Origin of the sequence: Nocardia sp. NPDC005746, assembly GCF_040630785.1 — a bacterium.
Classification (GTDB): domain Bacteria; phylum Actinomycetota; class Actinomycetes; order Mycobacteriales; family Mycobacteriaceae; genus Nocardia.
The window spans coordinates 85130-98523 of the sequence record NZ_JBEXYE010000017.1 but is presented as its reverse complement, the minus strand read 5'-3'; the positions used below and the strand labels follow the sequence as shown (position 1 = coordinate 98523).

Annotated in this window: 15 protein-coding genes; 14 read left to right on the top strand and 1 reads right to left on the bottom strand. The window is 69.4% G+C overall.

All coding sequences use genetic code 11. The annotated features are described in order from the left end of the window. The first annotated feature begins 93 nt into the window (after nucleotides 1-93). The gene (locus tag ABZ412_RS27445; protein ID WP_357285476.1) at nucleotides 94-300 is read left to right on the top strand and encodes a heavy metal-associated domain-containing protein; all 207 of its coding nucleotides are present in this window, start codon (nucleotides 94-96) and stop codon (nucleotides 298-300) included. A gap of 208 nt (nucleotides 301-508) precedes the next feature. Next, on the top strand, nucleotides 509-898 hold the full coding sequence (locus ABZ412_RS27440; protein ID WP_357285473.1) for a helix-turn-helix domain-containing protein: 390 nt from the start codon (nucleotides 509-511) through the stop codon (nucleotides 896-898). A gap of 96 nt (nucleotides 899-994) precedes the next feature. Here the strand turns inward: ABZ412_RS27440 and ABZ412_RS27435 are convergent, their stop codons facing one another. Next, nucleotides 995-1777 carry an SDR family oxidoreductase gene (locus ABZ412_RS27435; RefSeq protein ID WP_357285470.1) on the bottom strand — a complete coding sequence of 261 codons (783 nt, stop codon included), beginning with the start codon at nucleotides 1775-1777 and terminating at the stop codon, nucleotides 995-997. 115 nt (nucleotides 1778-1892) lie between these two features. On the opposite strand from ABZ412_RS27435, the gene ABZ412_RS27430 reads away from it, so the two are divergent. The 12 genes from ABZ412_RS27430 to ABZ412_RS27375 all read left to right on the top strand — a co-directional run bounded on the left by ABZ412_RS27430 (nucleotide 1893) and on the right by ABZ412_RS27375 (nucleotide 13394). Beyond that, complete coding sequence (locus ABZ412_RS27430; protein WP_357285467.1) at nucleotides 1893-2516, top strand: TetR family transcriptional regulator; 624 nt, start codon at nucleotides 1893-1895, stop codon at nucleotides 2514-2516. Nucleotides 2517-2588: 72 nt separating this feature from the next. Beyond that, complete coding sequence (locus tag ABZ412_RS27425) at nucleotides 2589-2996, top strand: DUF6153 family protein (RefSeq protein WP_357285465.1); 408 nt, start codon at nucleotides 2589-2591, stop codon at nucleotides 2994-2996. A gap of 103 nt (nucleotides 2997-3099) precedes the next feature. Continuing rightward, nucleotides 3100-4656 carry a multicopper oxidase family protein gene (locus ABZ412_RS27420; RefSeq protein ID WP_357285462.1) on the top strand — a complete coding sequence of 519 codons (1557 nt, stop codon included), beginning with the start codon at nucleotides 3100-3102 and terminating at the stop codon, nucleotides 4654-4656. A gap of 173 nt (nucleotides 4657-4829) precedes the next feature. After that, on the top strand, nucleotides 4830-5402 hold the full coding sequence (locus ABZ412_RS27415; RefSeq protein ID WP_357285459.1) for a TetR/AcrR family transcriptional regulator: 573 nt from the start codon (nucleotides 4830-4832) through the stop codon (nucleotides 5400-5402). A gap of 482 nt (nucleotides 5403-5884) precedes the next feature. Beyond that, nucleotides 5885-6850 (top strand): AraC family transcriptional regulator ligand-binding domain-containing protein, encoded by a 966-nt coding sequence (locus tag ABZ412_RS27410; protein ID WP_357285456.1) that lies wholly within the window; start codon nucleotides 5885-5887, stop codon nucleotides 6848-6850. Nucleotides 6851-7077: 227 nt separating this feature from the next. Further along, entirely contained in the window at nucleotides 7078-7830 is a 753-nt protein-coding gene (locus ABZ412_RS27405; RefSeq protein ID WP_357285453.1) for an SDR family oxidoreductase, read from the top strand. Between the two features lie 8 nt (nucleotides 7831-7838). Next, nucleotides 7839-8822, top strand: a complete 984-nt coding sequence (locus tag ABZ412_RS27400; RefSeq protein ID WP_357285451.1) for an NADPH:quinone oxidoreductase family protein — start codon at nucleotides 7839-7841, stop codon at nucleotides 8820-8822. Nucleotides 8823-8840: 18 nt separating this feature from the next. Next, on the top strand, nucleotides 8841-9602 hold the full coding sequence (gene fabG / locus ABZ412_RS27395; RefSeq protein WP_357285448.1) for a 3-oxoacyl-ACP reductase FabG: 762 nt from the start codon (nucleotides 8841-8843) through the stop codon (nucleotides 9600-9602). A 36-nt stretch (nucleotides 9603-9638) separates the two neighbouring features. Next, a complete protein-coding gene (locus ABZ412_RS27390) occupies nucleotides 9639-10091 on the top strand; it encodes a MaoC family dehydratase (RefSeq protein WP_357285445.1) in 453 nt (150 codons plus the stop codon). Continuing rightward, nucleotides 10091-11134 (top strand): phosphotransferase family protein, encoded by a 1044-nt coding sequence (locus ABZ412_RS27385; RefSeq protein ID WP_357285443.1) that lies wholly within the window; start codon nucleotides 10091-10093, stop codon nucleotides 11132-11134. The genes ABZ412_RS27390 and ABZ412_RS27385 overlap by 1 nt, the downstream gene beginning before the upstream one ends. 386 nt (nucleotides 11135-11520) lie before the next feature. After that, on the top strand, nucleotides 11521-12753 hold the full coding sequence (locus ABZ412_RS27380) for an acyl-CoA dehydrogenase family protein (RefSeq protein ID WP_357285440.1): 1233 nt from the start codon (nucleotides 11521-11523) through the stop codon (nucleotides 12751-12753). A gap of 41 nt (nucleotides 12754-12794) precedes the next feature. Beyond that, nucleotides 12795-13394, top strand: coding sequence for a TetR/AcrR family transcriptional regulator (locus ABZ412_RS27375; protein ID WP_357285437.1), 600 nt, complete (start codon nucleotides 12795-12797; stop codon nucleotides 13392-13394).

The window sequence follows — 13394 nt, the reverse complement described above, 5'->3', positions numbered from 1 at the left end:
GAAGTCGAACCTATTGACCAGGTACCTTAGGGGGGTATGGTACGACGAGTAGCGGCCGGAACCGGCTGTCCGAGCGAAGAGGAGCGCCAAGTCATGAGCACCACCACCGTCACCGTCACCGGAATGACCTGCGGTTGCTGCGCGAACTCCGTGAGCAAGGAGGTCGGCAAGATCTCCGGCGTCACCGGTGTGAATGTCGACGTCGACAGCGGCCGCGTCGTCGTCGACAGCGACGCCCCGATCGCGCCCGGCATCCTCGCCACCGCGGTCGCCGACGCGGGTTACGCCCTCGCCGACTGATCCGGCACTCCCCCCGAAAGCGGCAGATACTCCTCGGTATCTGCCGTTTTCGCGTGTTGCCACGCCGACATTCGCCGATGGCGAGGGATTCTCGCGAACTTATGGCAACCTATCCGGTGCTTCAGCGAAGGCTGGGATGCGGATCGAGGAGCGGTGTATGGGGAAGATGGGTAGGCGGAAGCGGTCTCGGCTCATTACGCAGGGACTGATGGCTTCCGGGAAGACGCGGCCGGAGGCCGCGCAGGTGAAGCGGGACGCGGTCGTCGCCGCCGAGCCGGTGGCCGTGGTGGCCGTCGCGGCGCAGCCGGTCGCGGAGCGGGATGCCGCGCCCGCGGCTGTGGCTTCGGAATCCACCGCCGGGCGGCGCGATATCAAGGCGCTGGCCGAACGGGTCAAGGCCCGTCGCAAGGAGAACGGCTGGACGCAGGCCGATGTGGCGAAGAAGGGCGGCCCGTCCGCCGGGTCGATCAGCCAGATCGAGCGGTGCCTGATCGAGGAGCCCGCCGAGGATCTGCTGGCCAAGCTCGACGCGGCGCTGGAATGGCCGTCGGGCACCGCGGACGGCATCGTGCGCGGACTGGTCGGCGCAGCGAGTTAGTCGTGCCGGCCGCGAACGCGCGGTCCGGGTGACGAGGCCCCGATCGGATCGCCGATCGGGGCCCAGCTGTATTCGAAGCGATTGTGCGCCAGATGATTACGTGTGCGCCGCGCCGTCGATGCGGATCTCGGTGCCGCTGATGAAGCGGCCGTCGTCGGAGACCAGCATGGCGATGACGCCCGCCACGTTCTCCGGCCCCGCCAGCTCTTCCGGGTTGTCCTGCGGCAGCACGGCGATCAGGCGGCCGAACAGCGACCAGTCGGAGTCCTGCGGCAGGTAGCCGGGAGTCGCGTCGGTGATGCCGGACTTGATGCCGCCGGGCGCCACGCACACCGCGCGCAGACCCTGCTTGCCGTATTCCAGGGCCAGCGTGTGGGTCATGCTCTGGATGCCGCCCTTGCTCGCCGAGTACGCGGCCATGTACGGGTGCGCGAAGCTGGCCGAGGTGGAGCTGAAGTTGACGATGGTGCTGCGCGGGTTGGCCAGCAGCGCGGGCAGGGCCTCCCGGATCACCAGGAAGGTGCCGGTGAGGTTGACGGCGATGATCTGGTTCCACAGATCCAGCGACGTTTCGTGCGTGTGGGCCGCGCGCAGTATGCCCGCCGCGTTCACCACGGCGTCCAGCCCGCCCAGCGCCTCGATGGCGGTGCGTACCCCGGCGACTACCTCGGCCTCCTGGCCGATGTTCAGCTCGACCGTGGTCAGCCGGGCGTCGGTACCGGCCTCGGCGGCCTGCTTGCGGGTCAGTTCCAGGCCCTCGACATTGACGTCGGCCCCGGCGACGACCGCGCCTTCGGACAGCAGGCGGAGGACGGTGGCCTGGCCGATGCCGGATCCGGCACCGGTAACCAGAATGCGGCGCTGCTCGAGACGGTTCATGGGTCACTTCCTGATCGATGGCACCAGCTTCGTCGGTGAAGCTAGTTTCTGACACGATATGCCGAAAATGGCACGCGACGCCAGGAAACGTTTTCGGCCTCGGTACAGTTCCCGGGTGAGCAGCGAGCGAAACCGCGCCGGGCGACCGGCCCTGAGCGAGACCCGTCGCGCGGCCACCCGCCGCGAAGTGGCCACGGTGGCGGCGCACCTGTTCATCGAAAACGGTTACGCCACAACCACGGTCGAGGAGATCGCGGCGGCCGCCGGGATGGGGTTGCGCACCTTCTACCGCTATTTCGCGGGCAAGGAGGACGTGGTGGCGCCGCTGCTGGCCATCGGCACCCAGGCCTGGGCCGACGAATTGGCCGCCTGCCCGCCGGAACTGCCGCTGCGTGAGGCGCTGAGCCGGTCCTACCGGGTCGCGACCCTGGGCACGCTGGCCGCGGAGGGCATCGTCGAGAACCGGCTGCGGCCACTGGTGCGGGCCGCCACCCAGCTCCCGGCGCTGCGCGCGACCTGGCTGCGCGTGCAGTACGACTGCGAGACCCAGCTCATCCCGATCATCGCCGCCCGCACCGGCCGCACCGACGACGACCTCGACGTGGCCCTGGCCGCGGCCATGGCCAATACCGCGGTGCGGCTGGCCACCGAATTGTGGGCCGCGGGCGAGGAATCCGGTTCCGCCGCCGATGTTCTCGACACCTGCCTGGCCCGGCTGGCCACCGACAGCCTGCTGTAGCCGTCGATCCGGGCACTGTGGCGTTCGATACCCCTGGGGGGTTGCCGTCCGTCGGCGGTTATCATGGCGGACGTGGCTGATCAGCGCGTTGCGCCGGGAGCGACCGGATACGTCCGGCTGCTCGGTGTGCTGGCGCTGCTGCTCGGGATCGCGGCCATGCACGCCGGGGTGTTCTCGGCCGGCCACGCTATGCCCGCGGCCTCCGGGTCGAGTGTGGTGATGGCCGAATCGATGACGGCCTCGGGTCACGCGCCCGATCCCTCAGGTGATCATTCCGGCGGGCACACGAGCTCGCACGGGTGTGACTACCTGATCCTGTCGGGTCTGGCGCTCGGTATCGGCCTGGTCCTCCTGCACTGGATCGCCGATCGGTCCCGCGACATCCGTCCGCCCGCGTTCGCGTCCTGGCGGATTCACCGGGAACGTCCCCCGCCCTGGACCTCACTGTCCCTCTCCGAACTGTCGATTCTGCGGATCTGACAGGTCGTGCGCCGCGCCCGGACCCGGGTTCGCGGCCGACCTTCCGATCCCGGCCGACGCCCTGCGTGGGCGCGCCCAGAACTCGACGACTCAGGGAGAAATCATGTCCTCCAACCGTTCCCCGCTCGCGCGTCCGCTGACTCGGCGCGGGCTGTTCGCCGTCGGCGCCGGCGCCGCGGCCGCCGCGACGCTGGCCGCCTGCTCGAAGAACCCGGCCCCGACGCGTGGTCTCGTGACACCCGATTCCGAGGCCGTCCGCGCCGCCGAGGCCGCTCGCCGCGCGGTGGGCGCGGGCGTGCGCGAGGTGAGCCTGCGCGCCGAACCGACCGTGGTCGACCTGGGTGGCGTGCGGGTGCCGACCTGGGCCTTCGGCGGCCGGGTGCCCGGACCCGAAATCCGTGTCACCCAGGGCGAAGTGGTGCGCGCCGACCTCACCAACGCGCTGCCCGCCCCGACCACCGTGCACTGGCACGGCATCGCCCTGCGCAATGACATGGACGGCGTCCCCGACGTCACCCAGCCGCCGATCGCGCCCGGCGGGACCTTCCGCTACGAGTTCACCGCGCCCGACCCCGGCACCTACTTCTTCCACCCGCACGTCGGCGTCCAACTCGACCGCGGCCTGTACGCGCCGCTCATCGTGGAGGACCCGGCCGACGGCAAGGACTACGACGTGGAAGCCGTAGTGGTACTGGACGATTGGCTCGACGGCGTCGACGGCCGCGACCCCGACCGGGAGTTGCGGCAGTTGCGGGACAAGGGCATGGCCGGGATGAACATGGGCGGTTCCGGCATGAACCACGGCGGTATGACCATGGGCGGAGGCGGTATGTCCATGTCGGCCGACCCCAACGCGCCGCTCGGCTCCGACGCCGGGGACGTCACCTACCCGTACTTCCTCATCAACGGCAAACTCGGTACCGACCCAACGGTATTCACCGCCCGGCCCGGTCAGCGCATGCGGCTGCGGATCATCAATGCCGCCGCCGATACCGCGTTCCGGGTCGCGCTGGGCGGGCATCGACTGCGCGTCACCCACACCGACGGCTTCCCGGTGCGGCCCGTCACCACCGCGAGCCTGCTCATCGGCATGGGCGAGCGCTACGACGCCATCGTCGAACTGACCGACGGCGTCTTCCCGCTGGTCGCCGCCGCCGAAGGCAAGAGCGGCCGCGCCTTCGCGCTGGTCCGCACCGGCGGGGGCACCCCACCTCCGGCCGACGCGCAGTCCGCCGAACTCGCCGTCGCCCCGCTCACCGCGGACCGCCTGACCTCCGCCGAACCCGTTCGGCTCCAGGCGAAACAGCCCGACCAGACCCTCGACGTCACCCTCGGCTCCGACATGAAGAACTACGTCTGGACCATCAACGGCAAGGCCCACCCCGACCACGCCATGCTGAACGTCTCCCAGGGTCAGCGCATCCGCCTGCGCTTCCGCAACCAGTCGATGATGTTCCACCCCATGCACCTGCACGGCCACACCTACCAGGTCGTCAACCGCGACGGCACGGGCCCGCGCAAGGACACCTCCATCGTCACGCCCATGCAGACCGTGGAAGTCGACTTCGAGGCCGACAATCCAGGCCAGTGGATGCTGCACTGCCACAACGCCTATCACGGCGAAGCGGGCATGATGGGCATCCTGTCCTACGTGCGCTGAGGATCGGTCATCGGCCGCTGGTCCGACGGGGGATCGGCGGCCGAGCTGTTCGAGGGCGCGCGCTCGATGCTGCCCTGAATCCGTTGCGGCGTGGCAACATCCATCTCATCGAGACAGAGTGTCCATGATCGATACTCTCTGTTCGGATGGAGGTCAGTCCGTATAGTCGAGCTGTGCCGAAGTTGTGGAACGAGACGATCGAGGCGCACCGGGGTCAGGTGCGGGAGGCGATCCTGGATGCGGCGGGCGCGCTGGTCTCCGATCGCGGGCTGCGCGGGGTGACGATGTCGCAGATCGCGCAGCGGGCCGGGATCGGGCGGGCCACGCTGTACAAATACTTCTCCGATGTCGAGACCATCCTGCGGACCTGGCACGTGCGCCGCATCGACGGGCATCTGCGCGAACTCGCCGCGGTACGCGACGGTGTGGGCACGCCGGGGGACCGGCTGGCGGCGGTGCTCACCGGTTACGCGCACATCGTCCGGCGGAGCCGAGGTCACGACCGGGAATTGGTGACCTTCCTGCACCCCGACGAGCAGGTCGTCCACGCGCACAACCAGCTTCGCTCGTTGATCGGTCAATTGGTCGAGGAGGGAGTGCGTTCCGGCGACCTGCGCGACGACGTGCCCGCCGCCGAACTCGCCGCCTACAGCCTGCACGCCCTCGGCGCGGCCGCCGAGACGGGCGACGACGCGGGCATCGGCCGGCTGGTGGCGCTCACGATGGGCGCGCTGACGTGCACATAGCGCGGGTCGGTCGGTGATGCGGGGGAGTTCCTCGGTGGGCGGGTCTTCACCCGGGTCCGAAGGGGCTGCGGGTCCTCGGCGGGCGCGGCAGGATGTGCCTGGTTGGGTACCGCGCCCGCCGAGGGGGACTGCCGTGTTCAGCGTCCGGTCCCGTTGTGCGGAACCGTGGAGGCCGTCAAGGGCGAGCGGCCAACGTCGACAAGGCTAGGGCGAGGGTCGTCGCGTCCGGGGTGTACCGCGGGGCCACGCCTCTGCGGATTTGGGCCACGCCACGGACGCGCGTGCCGTGCGGCGCGCTGGGCCCGGACCGGGGGCGCGCGGGCAACACGCCCAAGCTCGATCGAAATTAGCTGAATAATTGCTCAATTGGGCCAGTCGCGGGGATCGGATAAGCGATCATCTGCGACATGCTCGACGACTCCTGGTGTGTCCGTTCGATACACAGCGCTGCCGTGCTGGTCGAGTTCGCCACTAGCCGCGCGATGACCAGAGCCGCCGTCCTGGCTGGGACGGGGCTCACCGAGGCCGATCTGGACGACCCGGACATCGAGATAGATATCGCCCAGGAGTTCCGGCTCATCGAGAATATTCTGGACGCCACCGGCGACGAGCCGGGTTTGGGCCTGCTGGCCGGGTTTTCGGTGCATCTGAGCATGCTCGGCAGCCTCGGCATCGCCCTGAGCAGTTGCTCCACCGTGCGCGAGATGGCCGAGCTGTGGGCGCGGCACGCCGAATTGTCGTTCGCCTACTGCCGATTCGGCATCGAGGACGCGCGGGACCGAGTGCTGGTCACCCTCGACACCGGGCCGGTGTCCCGACGACTGCGCCGCTTCGTCATCGAACGCGACCTGGCGGCCCTGCGCATCATCCAGCGCGAGCTGCTGAACTGGGACATCCGGGTGCACCGCCTGGAGCTGACCCTGCCCTACGCGCCGGTCTACGAGGCGGTCGGCATACTGCTCGGGATCGGCGATATCGGCTACGACCGGCCCGCCGACATGCTGGTCCTCGACGCCGCCGACCTGCGACGCCCTATGCCGCAGGCGAATTCGATGCTGCGCCGCCAGTACGAGCGGCTGTGCGCCGAGATCGTGGAACGCCGCCGCGCCCGGGTCGGCCTGGCCGGCCAGGTGCGCGCCCTGCTCATGCGCCACGGCCGCGCCATCGACCAGGCCGCCATCGCCGCCGACCTGCACATGAGCGTGCGCACCCTGCGCCGCCGCCTGGCGGACGAGGGCACCACCTTCCGGGAACTCGCCTGCGAGACGACGGGCCTGCTCGCGGAGGAATTGCTGGCCACCGGATTCACCGTCGACACGGTGGCCACGCGCCTCGGCTACACCAGCGTGTCGGCGTTCGCGACGGCGTTCCGCGATTGGAAGGGGCAGACCCCCGGGCAGTTCGCGCGCTCGGAGCCCGCGCCGCCGAACCGGCGTCTGCGCCGCTAGCCGCGTGAAGTCGCGCGGACTGCCCCAGATCTGAATCAGGTTTCAACAATGGCCTGACAGCCGGTGTATGAACTGCACTTTCACTCGGTATGTGCGACAGATCACACGCAGGGTTCGATGCTGCCGGTATTGACCGGGATGTGCTTTTCCAGCATGGTGTCCGAAGAACTAAGCGCTTAGTAAGTTGCCTGCTCGCCGGACCGAACCGACTATCGGAGGACTCTCACATGACCAGATTCGAGGGCAAGACCGCCATCGTCACCGGCGCGAGCCGCGGGATCGGGCTCGGCATCGCGCAGCGCCTGGTGGACGAGGGTGCGCGGGTCGTCATCACCGCCCGCAAGCAGGAGGCGCTCGACGAGGCGGTGGCCGCGCTGGGCGGACCGGACAAGGCCCTGGCCGTCGCCGGGCGCGCGGACGATGTGGCTCATCAGGCCGAGGTGGTGAAGCGGGCCGTCGACACCTTCGGCAGCGCCGACCTGCTGGTCAACAACACCGGCATCAACCCGGTCTACGGGACCATGATGCAGCTCGACCTCGAGGCCGCCCGCAAGATCGTCGAGGTCAACTGCCTGGCCGCGCTGTCGTGGGTGCAGCAGGCGTACGGCGCGTGGATGAAGGATCACGGCGGCGCGGTCGTGAACGTCTCCTCGGTGGCCGGGCTCAAGCCCGCGCCCGGGATCGGCTTCTACGGCGCGAGCAAGGCGATGCTGACCCACATCACCCAGGAGCTCGCGGTCGAACTCGGCCCGGACATCCGGGTGAACGCGGTCGCTCCGGCGGTGGTGAAGACCAAGTTCGCGACCGCGCTCTACGAGGGACGCGAGGAAGCCATCGCGGCCACGTACCCGCTCAAGCGCCTGGGTGTGCCGGAGGACATCGCGAGCGTGGTCGCGTTCCTGCTGTCGGCCGACTCCGCCTGGCTCACCGGGCAATTGCTCGTCGTCGACGGCGGCATCACCCTCACCGGTGGCGTCTAGTGGCGGACATGCCGGCGTGGCGGGTCCACGAACTGGGTGAACCCGCGACGGTCATGCGCCTGGACACGGTCGCCCGTCCCGAGGCCGGGCCGGGGCAGCTGGTCGTGCGGGTGCTCGGTGCGGCGGCGAACTTCCCCGATGTCCTCATGTACCGCGGCCGGTACCAGGTGCGGCCGGAGTTGCCGTTCACCCCGGGCATCGAGCTGTGCGGGGAGGTGGTGGCCCTCGGCGAGGACGTGATCGGATTCGCCGTCGGCGAGCGTGTGCTCGGCGGGGCCGCCCTGCCGCACGGCGCGTTCGCCGAATACGCGGTGATGAACGCGAACCAGACCTTCTCCGCGCCACCGGATCTCGACGACGCCGAGGCCGCGGCCCTGTACATCGGCTACCAGACCGGATGGTTCGGCCTGCATCGGCGCGCAGCCCTGCGCCCGGGGGAGACCTTGCTCGTGCACGCGGCCGCGGGCGGTGTCGGCAGTGCCGCCATCCAGCTCGGCAAGGCCGCCGGCGCCCGGGTCATCGGCGTGGTCGGCGGTCCCGAGAAGGCGGAGTACGCCCGCGAGCTCGGCGCGGACATCGTGATCGACCGCAGGACACAGGATTTCGTCGAGATCGTGAAGGCCGCCACCGACAATCGCGGCGCGGACGTCGTCTACGACCCGGTCGGCGGCGACACCTACGCGCGGTCGACCAAGTGCGTCGCGTTCGAGGGCCGCATCCTGGTGGTCGGTTTCGCGGGCGGAGAGATCCAAAGCGCCGCCCTGAACCACGCGCTGGTGAAGAATTATTCGATCGTCGGACTGCACTGGGGTCTCTACAACACCCACGACCGCGCGGCGGTCGCCCACTGCCACCGGGAGCTGACCCGGCTGGCCGCTGACGGCGCGATCCGACCCCTCGTCAGTGAGCGACTGGCCCTGGCGGACCTCGCCGACGGGGTCCAGCGCCTGGCCGACGGCAAGACCGTCGGCCGCGTCGTCTACACCCCCTAGTCCCCTCGGGAGAACCCTATGAGCAACGAAACACAGCGGGTAGCGATCGTCACCGGGGCCGCGCGCGGCATCGGCGCGGGCGTGGCGCGGAGGCTGGCGGCCGACGGGATGGCCGTCGCCGTGCTGGACCTCGACGAATCCGCCTGCAAGCCGGTGGTCGCCGAGGTCGAGGCGGCCGGTGGCCGGGCCGTCGCCGTCGGCGCGGACGTGTCCGACGAGCAGTCGGTGACCGCCGCGGTGGAACGGGTGGCCGCCGAGCTCGGCGCCCCGACCGTGCTGGTCAACAACGCGGGCATCATCCGCGACAACATGCTGTACAAGATGACCGTCGACGACTGGGACGCCGTCATGGGCGTGCACCTGCGCGGCGCGTTCCTGTGCACCAAGGCCGTGCAGAAGTACATGGTGGAGCAGAACTTCGGCCGCATCGTGAACCTGTCGAGCACCTCGGCGCTGGGCAATCGCGGCCAGGCCAATTATGCCGCCGCCAAGGCCGGGATCCAGGGCTTCACCAAGACCCTCGCCTTCGAACTCGGCAAGTTCGGCGTCACCGCCAACGCGATCGCGCCCGGCTTCATCGAGACCGAGATGACCCACGCCACCGCCGAACGCCTGGGCATGTCCTTCGAGGACTTCCGCCAGGCTCTGATCGCCACCATCCCGGTGGCGCGGTCGGGCAAGCCGGAGGACATCGCGCACACCGTCTCGTTCCTGGTCAGCGAAGGCGCGGGGTTCGTGTCCGGCCAGGTCATCTACGTGGCCGGCGGGCCGAAGAACTAGCGGCGCAGCGCAATCGGAACGGAAGGAACGCGAGCGATGCGGGTATTCGAGGGTTTGCCCGAGCTGGAGAAGGCGGTCGGCACCCATCTGGGTTACAGCGACTGGCATACGGTGACTCAGCTTCAGATCGACATGTTCGCCGACGCCACCGGCGACCACCAGTGGATCCACGTCGACCCCGAGCGCGCCGCCGAGGGACCGTTCGGGGCGACCGTGGCGCACGGCTTCCTGACCCTGTCGCTGCTGCCGATGCTCGCCCACGGCGTCTACGTCGTGGAGGGGCTGTCGATGGGAATCAATTACGGGACCAACAAGGTTCGCTTCCCCGCTCCGGTGCCGGTGGGCTCCTGGGTCCGGGCCGGAGTGGAGCTGGTGTCGCTGACTCCGACGAACGCGGGCGTGCAACTGGTCTCGCGGGTCACCGTGGAGATCGACGGCTCGGCCAAACCGGCCTGCGTCGCCGAGCACGTCGCCCTGCTGGTGCCGTGATGAGCGCGCCGAACAGCGCCCCGGCGGGTGGCGAGCTGCCCGGGCTGGACCTGACCCGGCTGGCCGCGTGGCTCGAGCGCTCCCGGCCCGGCTTCGCGTCCGGTCCGCTGGCCGGACGGTTCATCTCGGGCGGCCGCTCCAATCTCACCTATGTGGTGGGAGACGGTGTCTCCGAATGGATTCTGCGCCGCCCGCCGCTGGGGCACGTGCTGGCCACCGCGCACGATATGGGTCGCGAGTTCCGGGTCATGAGCGCCCTGGCCGACACCGCCGTCCCGGTCCCGCGCACGTATGTGCTGTGCACCGATCCCGATATCCTGGGCGCGCCGTTCTATCTCATGGAAAACGTTGCGGGCGTGCCCTATCGGGAGGCGGCCGAACTCGAGGCGCTCGGACCGGAACGGACCCGCGTGATCTCCGAGGGCATGGTCGACGCGCTGGCCGCACTGCACAGGGTCGATCCGGAATCGGTGGGGCTCGGGGACTTCGGGAAGGCGAGTGGCTTCCTGGCCCGGCAGGTGCACCGCTGGAAGAAACAGCTCGACGCCTCCTACACCCGCGACCTGCCCGCCGCCGAGGCGCTGTACGCGCTGCTCGCCGCGGAGCAGCCCCAGCAGTCGCCCGACGGCATCGTGCACGGCGACTACCGGCTCGACAATGTCCTCGTCGACGCGCAGGACCGGGTGGCCGCCGTCGTCGACTGGGAGATGGCCACCGTCGGCGACCCACTCACCGATGTCGCGCTGCTGGTGCTGTATCAGCGGCTGGGCGATCTGGGCGTGCCCGGCGACATGTCCGGCGCCCCCGGCTATCTCACCGAGGACGAGACTCTCGCCCGCTACGCCGAGCGCAGCGGCCGCGACCTCGCGAACCTCGGGTTCTATCAGGGTCTGGCCGCCTTCAAATTGGCCGCCATCCTCGAAGGCATCCACTACCGCTACCTGCACGGCCAGACCGTGGGCGCCGGATTCGACACCATCGGCGACGCCGTCGAACCCCTGCTGCGGGCCGGGATCGACGCCGTCAAGGAGAGCGGCCGATGACCGGCACGGTCCGAGACGAACTCCGGCGCGCGGTGGAAACCCGGCTCCGTACCCCGAGCGCGCCGAGGTAGACCGGATCGGTCTGGGAAGCGCAGGGCGTCACCGCGCGACGCTCGCCACTCCGATCGATCCGCCGATGGCGGGGCACGGAGCCGGGGATCAGGTGCATCCGACTCCGGCCGCTCCGCTCGAGGCGGTGCCGTGACACCCGGTGTCACGGCACCGTTTTCGTCTCCGCTCGGCCGTCAGGTCGCATCAGGAAATTGCGAAAGCTGTTGGTGCACAACCTGGATGGCGCACAGGAGAACCATACTTGAATCCGGAATCAAGTTCGGATAGCGTACCTGGCGAGACAGTAACCACTGTGTGCGACCCACGATCAGGAGTTGTCGATGTTCGAGCTGTCGGAGCGGGCCCGCGGATACCGGGACGAGCTGCTCGCCTTCATGGACGAGCGCGTCTACCCGGCCGAAGCGGTGTACGAGGCGCAGATGGCGGAATCCGGGGATCCGCACTTCCATCCGCCGGTGCTCGAGGAGCTCAAGACCGAGGCCCGCGACCGCGGGCTGTGGAACCTCTTCCACCCGCACCCGGAATGGGGTCCGGGCCTGACCAACCTGGAATACGCGCACCTGGCCGAGATCATGGGCCGCAGCGTGGGTCTCGCGCCCGAGGCCACCAACTGCAACGCCCCCGACACCGGCAATATGGAGGTGCTGACCCTGTTCGGCACCCCCGAACACAAGCAACAGTGGCTGCGGCCGCTGCTCGACGGCGAGATCCGCTCGGCGTTCGCCATGACCGAACCCGCGGTCGCCAGCTCCGACGCCACCAATATCCAGCTGCGCATGGAACGCGACGGCGACGAGTACGTGCTCAACGGCCGCAAATGGTGGACCTCCAATGCCCTGCACAAGAACTGCAAGGTCATGATCGTGATGGGCAAGACCGATCCGGACGCGCCCACCCACCGCCAGCAGTCGATGATGGTCGTGCCCATGGAAACCCCCGGCGTCACCGTGCTGCGCGGACTGCCGGTCTTCGGTTATCAGGACCGCGAGGGCCACGCCGAAGTGCTCTTCGAGAACGTGCGCGTCCCCGTCACCGCCCTGCTCGCCGGTGAGGGCGACGGATTCATGATCAGCCAGGCCCGCCTGGGCCCCGGCCGCATCCACCACTGCATGCGTGCCGTCGGCATGGCCGAACGCGCCCTGGACCTGATGATCGACCGGGCGCAATCGCGCGTCACCTTCGGCGAGCCGGTGGCCAACCGGGCCAATATCCAGGACTGGATCGCCGAAGCGCGCATCGAGATCAATATGGCCCGGCTGCTCACCCTGCAGGCGGCGTACCTGATGGACACCGTCGGCAACAAGGCGGCCCGCACCGAGATCGCCGCCATCAAGGTCGCGGCCCCGAACGTGGCGCTGAAGGTGATCGACCGCGCCATCCAGGTGCACGGCGGCGCCGGCGTCTCCGATGACTTCCCGCTCGCCAATATGTACGCCCACATGCGCACCCTGCGTCTGGCCGACGGACCCGACGAGGTGCACAAGCGATCCATCGCCCAGTGGGAACTGCGCCGCCGCGACCCCGACTGGGGAAAGCGCGCCCGCTAGCCGCGCGCCGGAAGTTCTCCGGTGGCTGCGAGACTGTACCGGTGACCGGATCAGAGGATCGCTCGCGCGCGGACGAGACGCGGGCACGGCTGCTGGACGCTGCGATCGTCGCCTTCGCCGAGCGCGGCTTCCACGGCTCCACCACCCGCGACATCACCTCGATCGCCGGATTGAGCACCGCGGCCATCTACGTGCACCACCGGTCCAAGGAGGAACTGCTCTACCAGGTTTCGCGCGCCGGGCACGAGAACACCCTGGCCCGGTTGCGCGGCGCACTGTCCACCTCCGACGACCCGGTGGAGCAATTGGTCGCGGTGATGCGGGATTTCGCCATCGACCACGCGCGCGGCCACACCGGCGCGCGGGTCGTCAACTACGAGCTCGCCGCCCTGAGTCCCGAACATCAGCGGGAGATCAAGGACGTCCGCCGCGTCATCGACGCCGAGATGCGGCAGCTCATCGAACGCGGCGTCGCCGCGGGCGTGTTCGACAACCCGAATCCGCGCATGGCCGCGGTGGCGTTGCTGTCGCTGGGCATCGACCTGGCCCGCTGGTACCGCGACGACGGGCCGCTCTCGCCGGAGGAGATCGGCGACTACTACGTCGATCTCGCGCTGCGGATCGTCGGCGCGCGCCGCTAG

Bases quoted from the DNA above. Each gene is read 5' to 3' on its own strand.
- ABZ412_RS27445 (WP_357285476.1), top strand. From the start codon at position 94: ATGAGCACCACCACCGTCACCGTCACCGGAATGACCTGCGGTTGCTGC.
- ABZ412_RS27440 (WP_357285473.1), top strand. From the start codon at position 509: ATGGCTTCCGGGAAGACGCGGCCGGAGGCCGCGCAGGTGAAGCGGGAC.
- ABZ412_RS27435 (WP_357285470.1), bottom strand. From the start codon at position 1,777: ATGAACCGTCTCGAGCAGCGCCGCATTCTGGTTACCGGTGCCGGATCC.
- ABZ412_RS27420 (WP_357285462.1), top strand. From the start codon at position 3,100: ATGTCCTCCAACCGTTCCCCGCTCGCGCGTCCGCTGACTCGGCGCGGG.
- ABZ412_RS27410 (WP_357285456.1), top strand. From the start codon at position 5,885: ATGACCAGAGCCGCCGTCCTGGCTGGGACGGGGCTCACCGAGGCCGAT.
- ABZ412_RS27405 (WP_357285453.1), top strand. From the start codon at position 7,078: ATGACCAGATTCGAGGGCAAGACCGCCATCGTCACCGGCGCGAGCCGC.
- ABZ412_RS27400 (WP_357285451.1), top strand. From the start codon at position 7,839: ATGCCGGCGTGGCGGGTCCACGAACTGGGTGAACCCGCGACGGTCATG.
- fabG (WP_357285448.1), top strand. From the start codon at position 8,841: ATGAGCAACGAAACACAGCGGGTAGCGATCGTCACCGGGGCCGCGCGC.
- ABZ412_RS27390 (WP_357285445.1), top strand. From the start codon at position 9,639: ATGCGGGTATTCGAGGGTTTGCCCGAGCTGGAGAAGGCGGTCGGCACC.
- ABZ412_RS27385 (WP_357285443.1), top strand. From the start codon at position 10,091: ATGAGCGCGCCGAACAGCGCCCCGGCGGGTGGCGAGCTGCCCGGGCTG.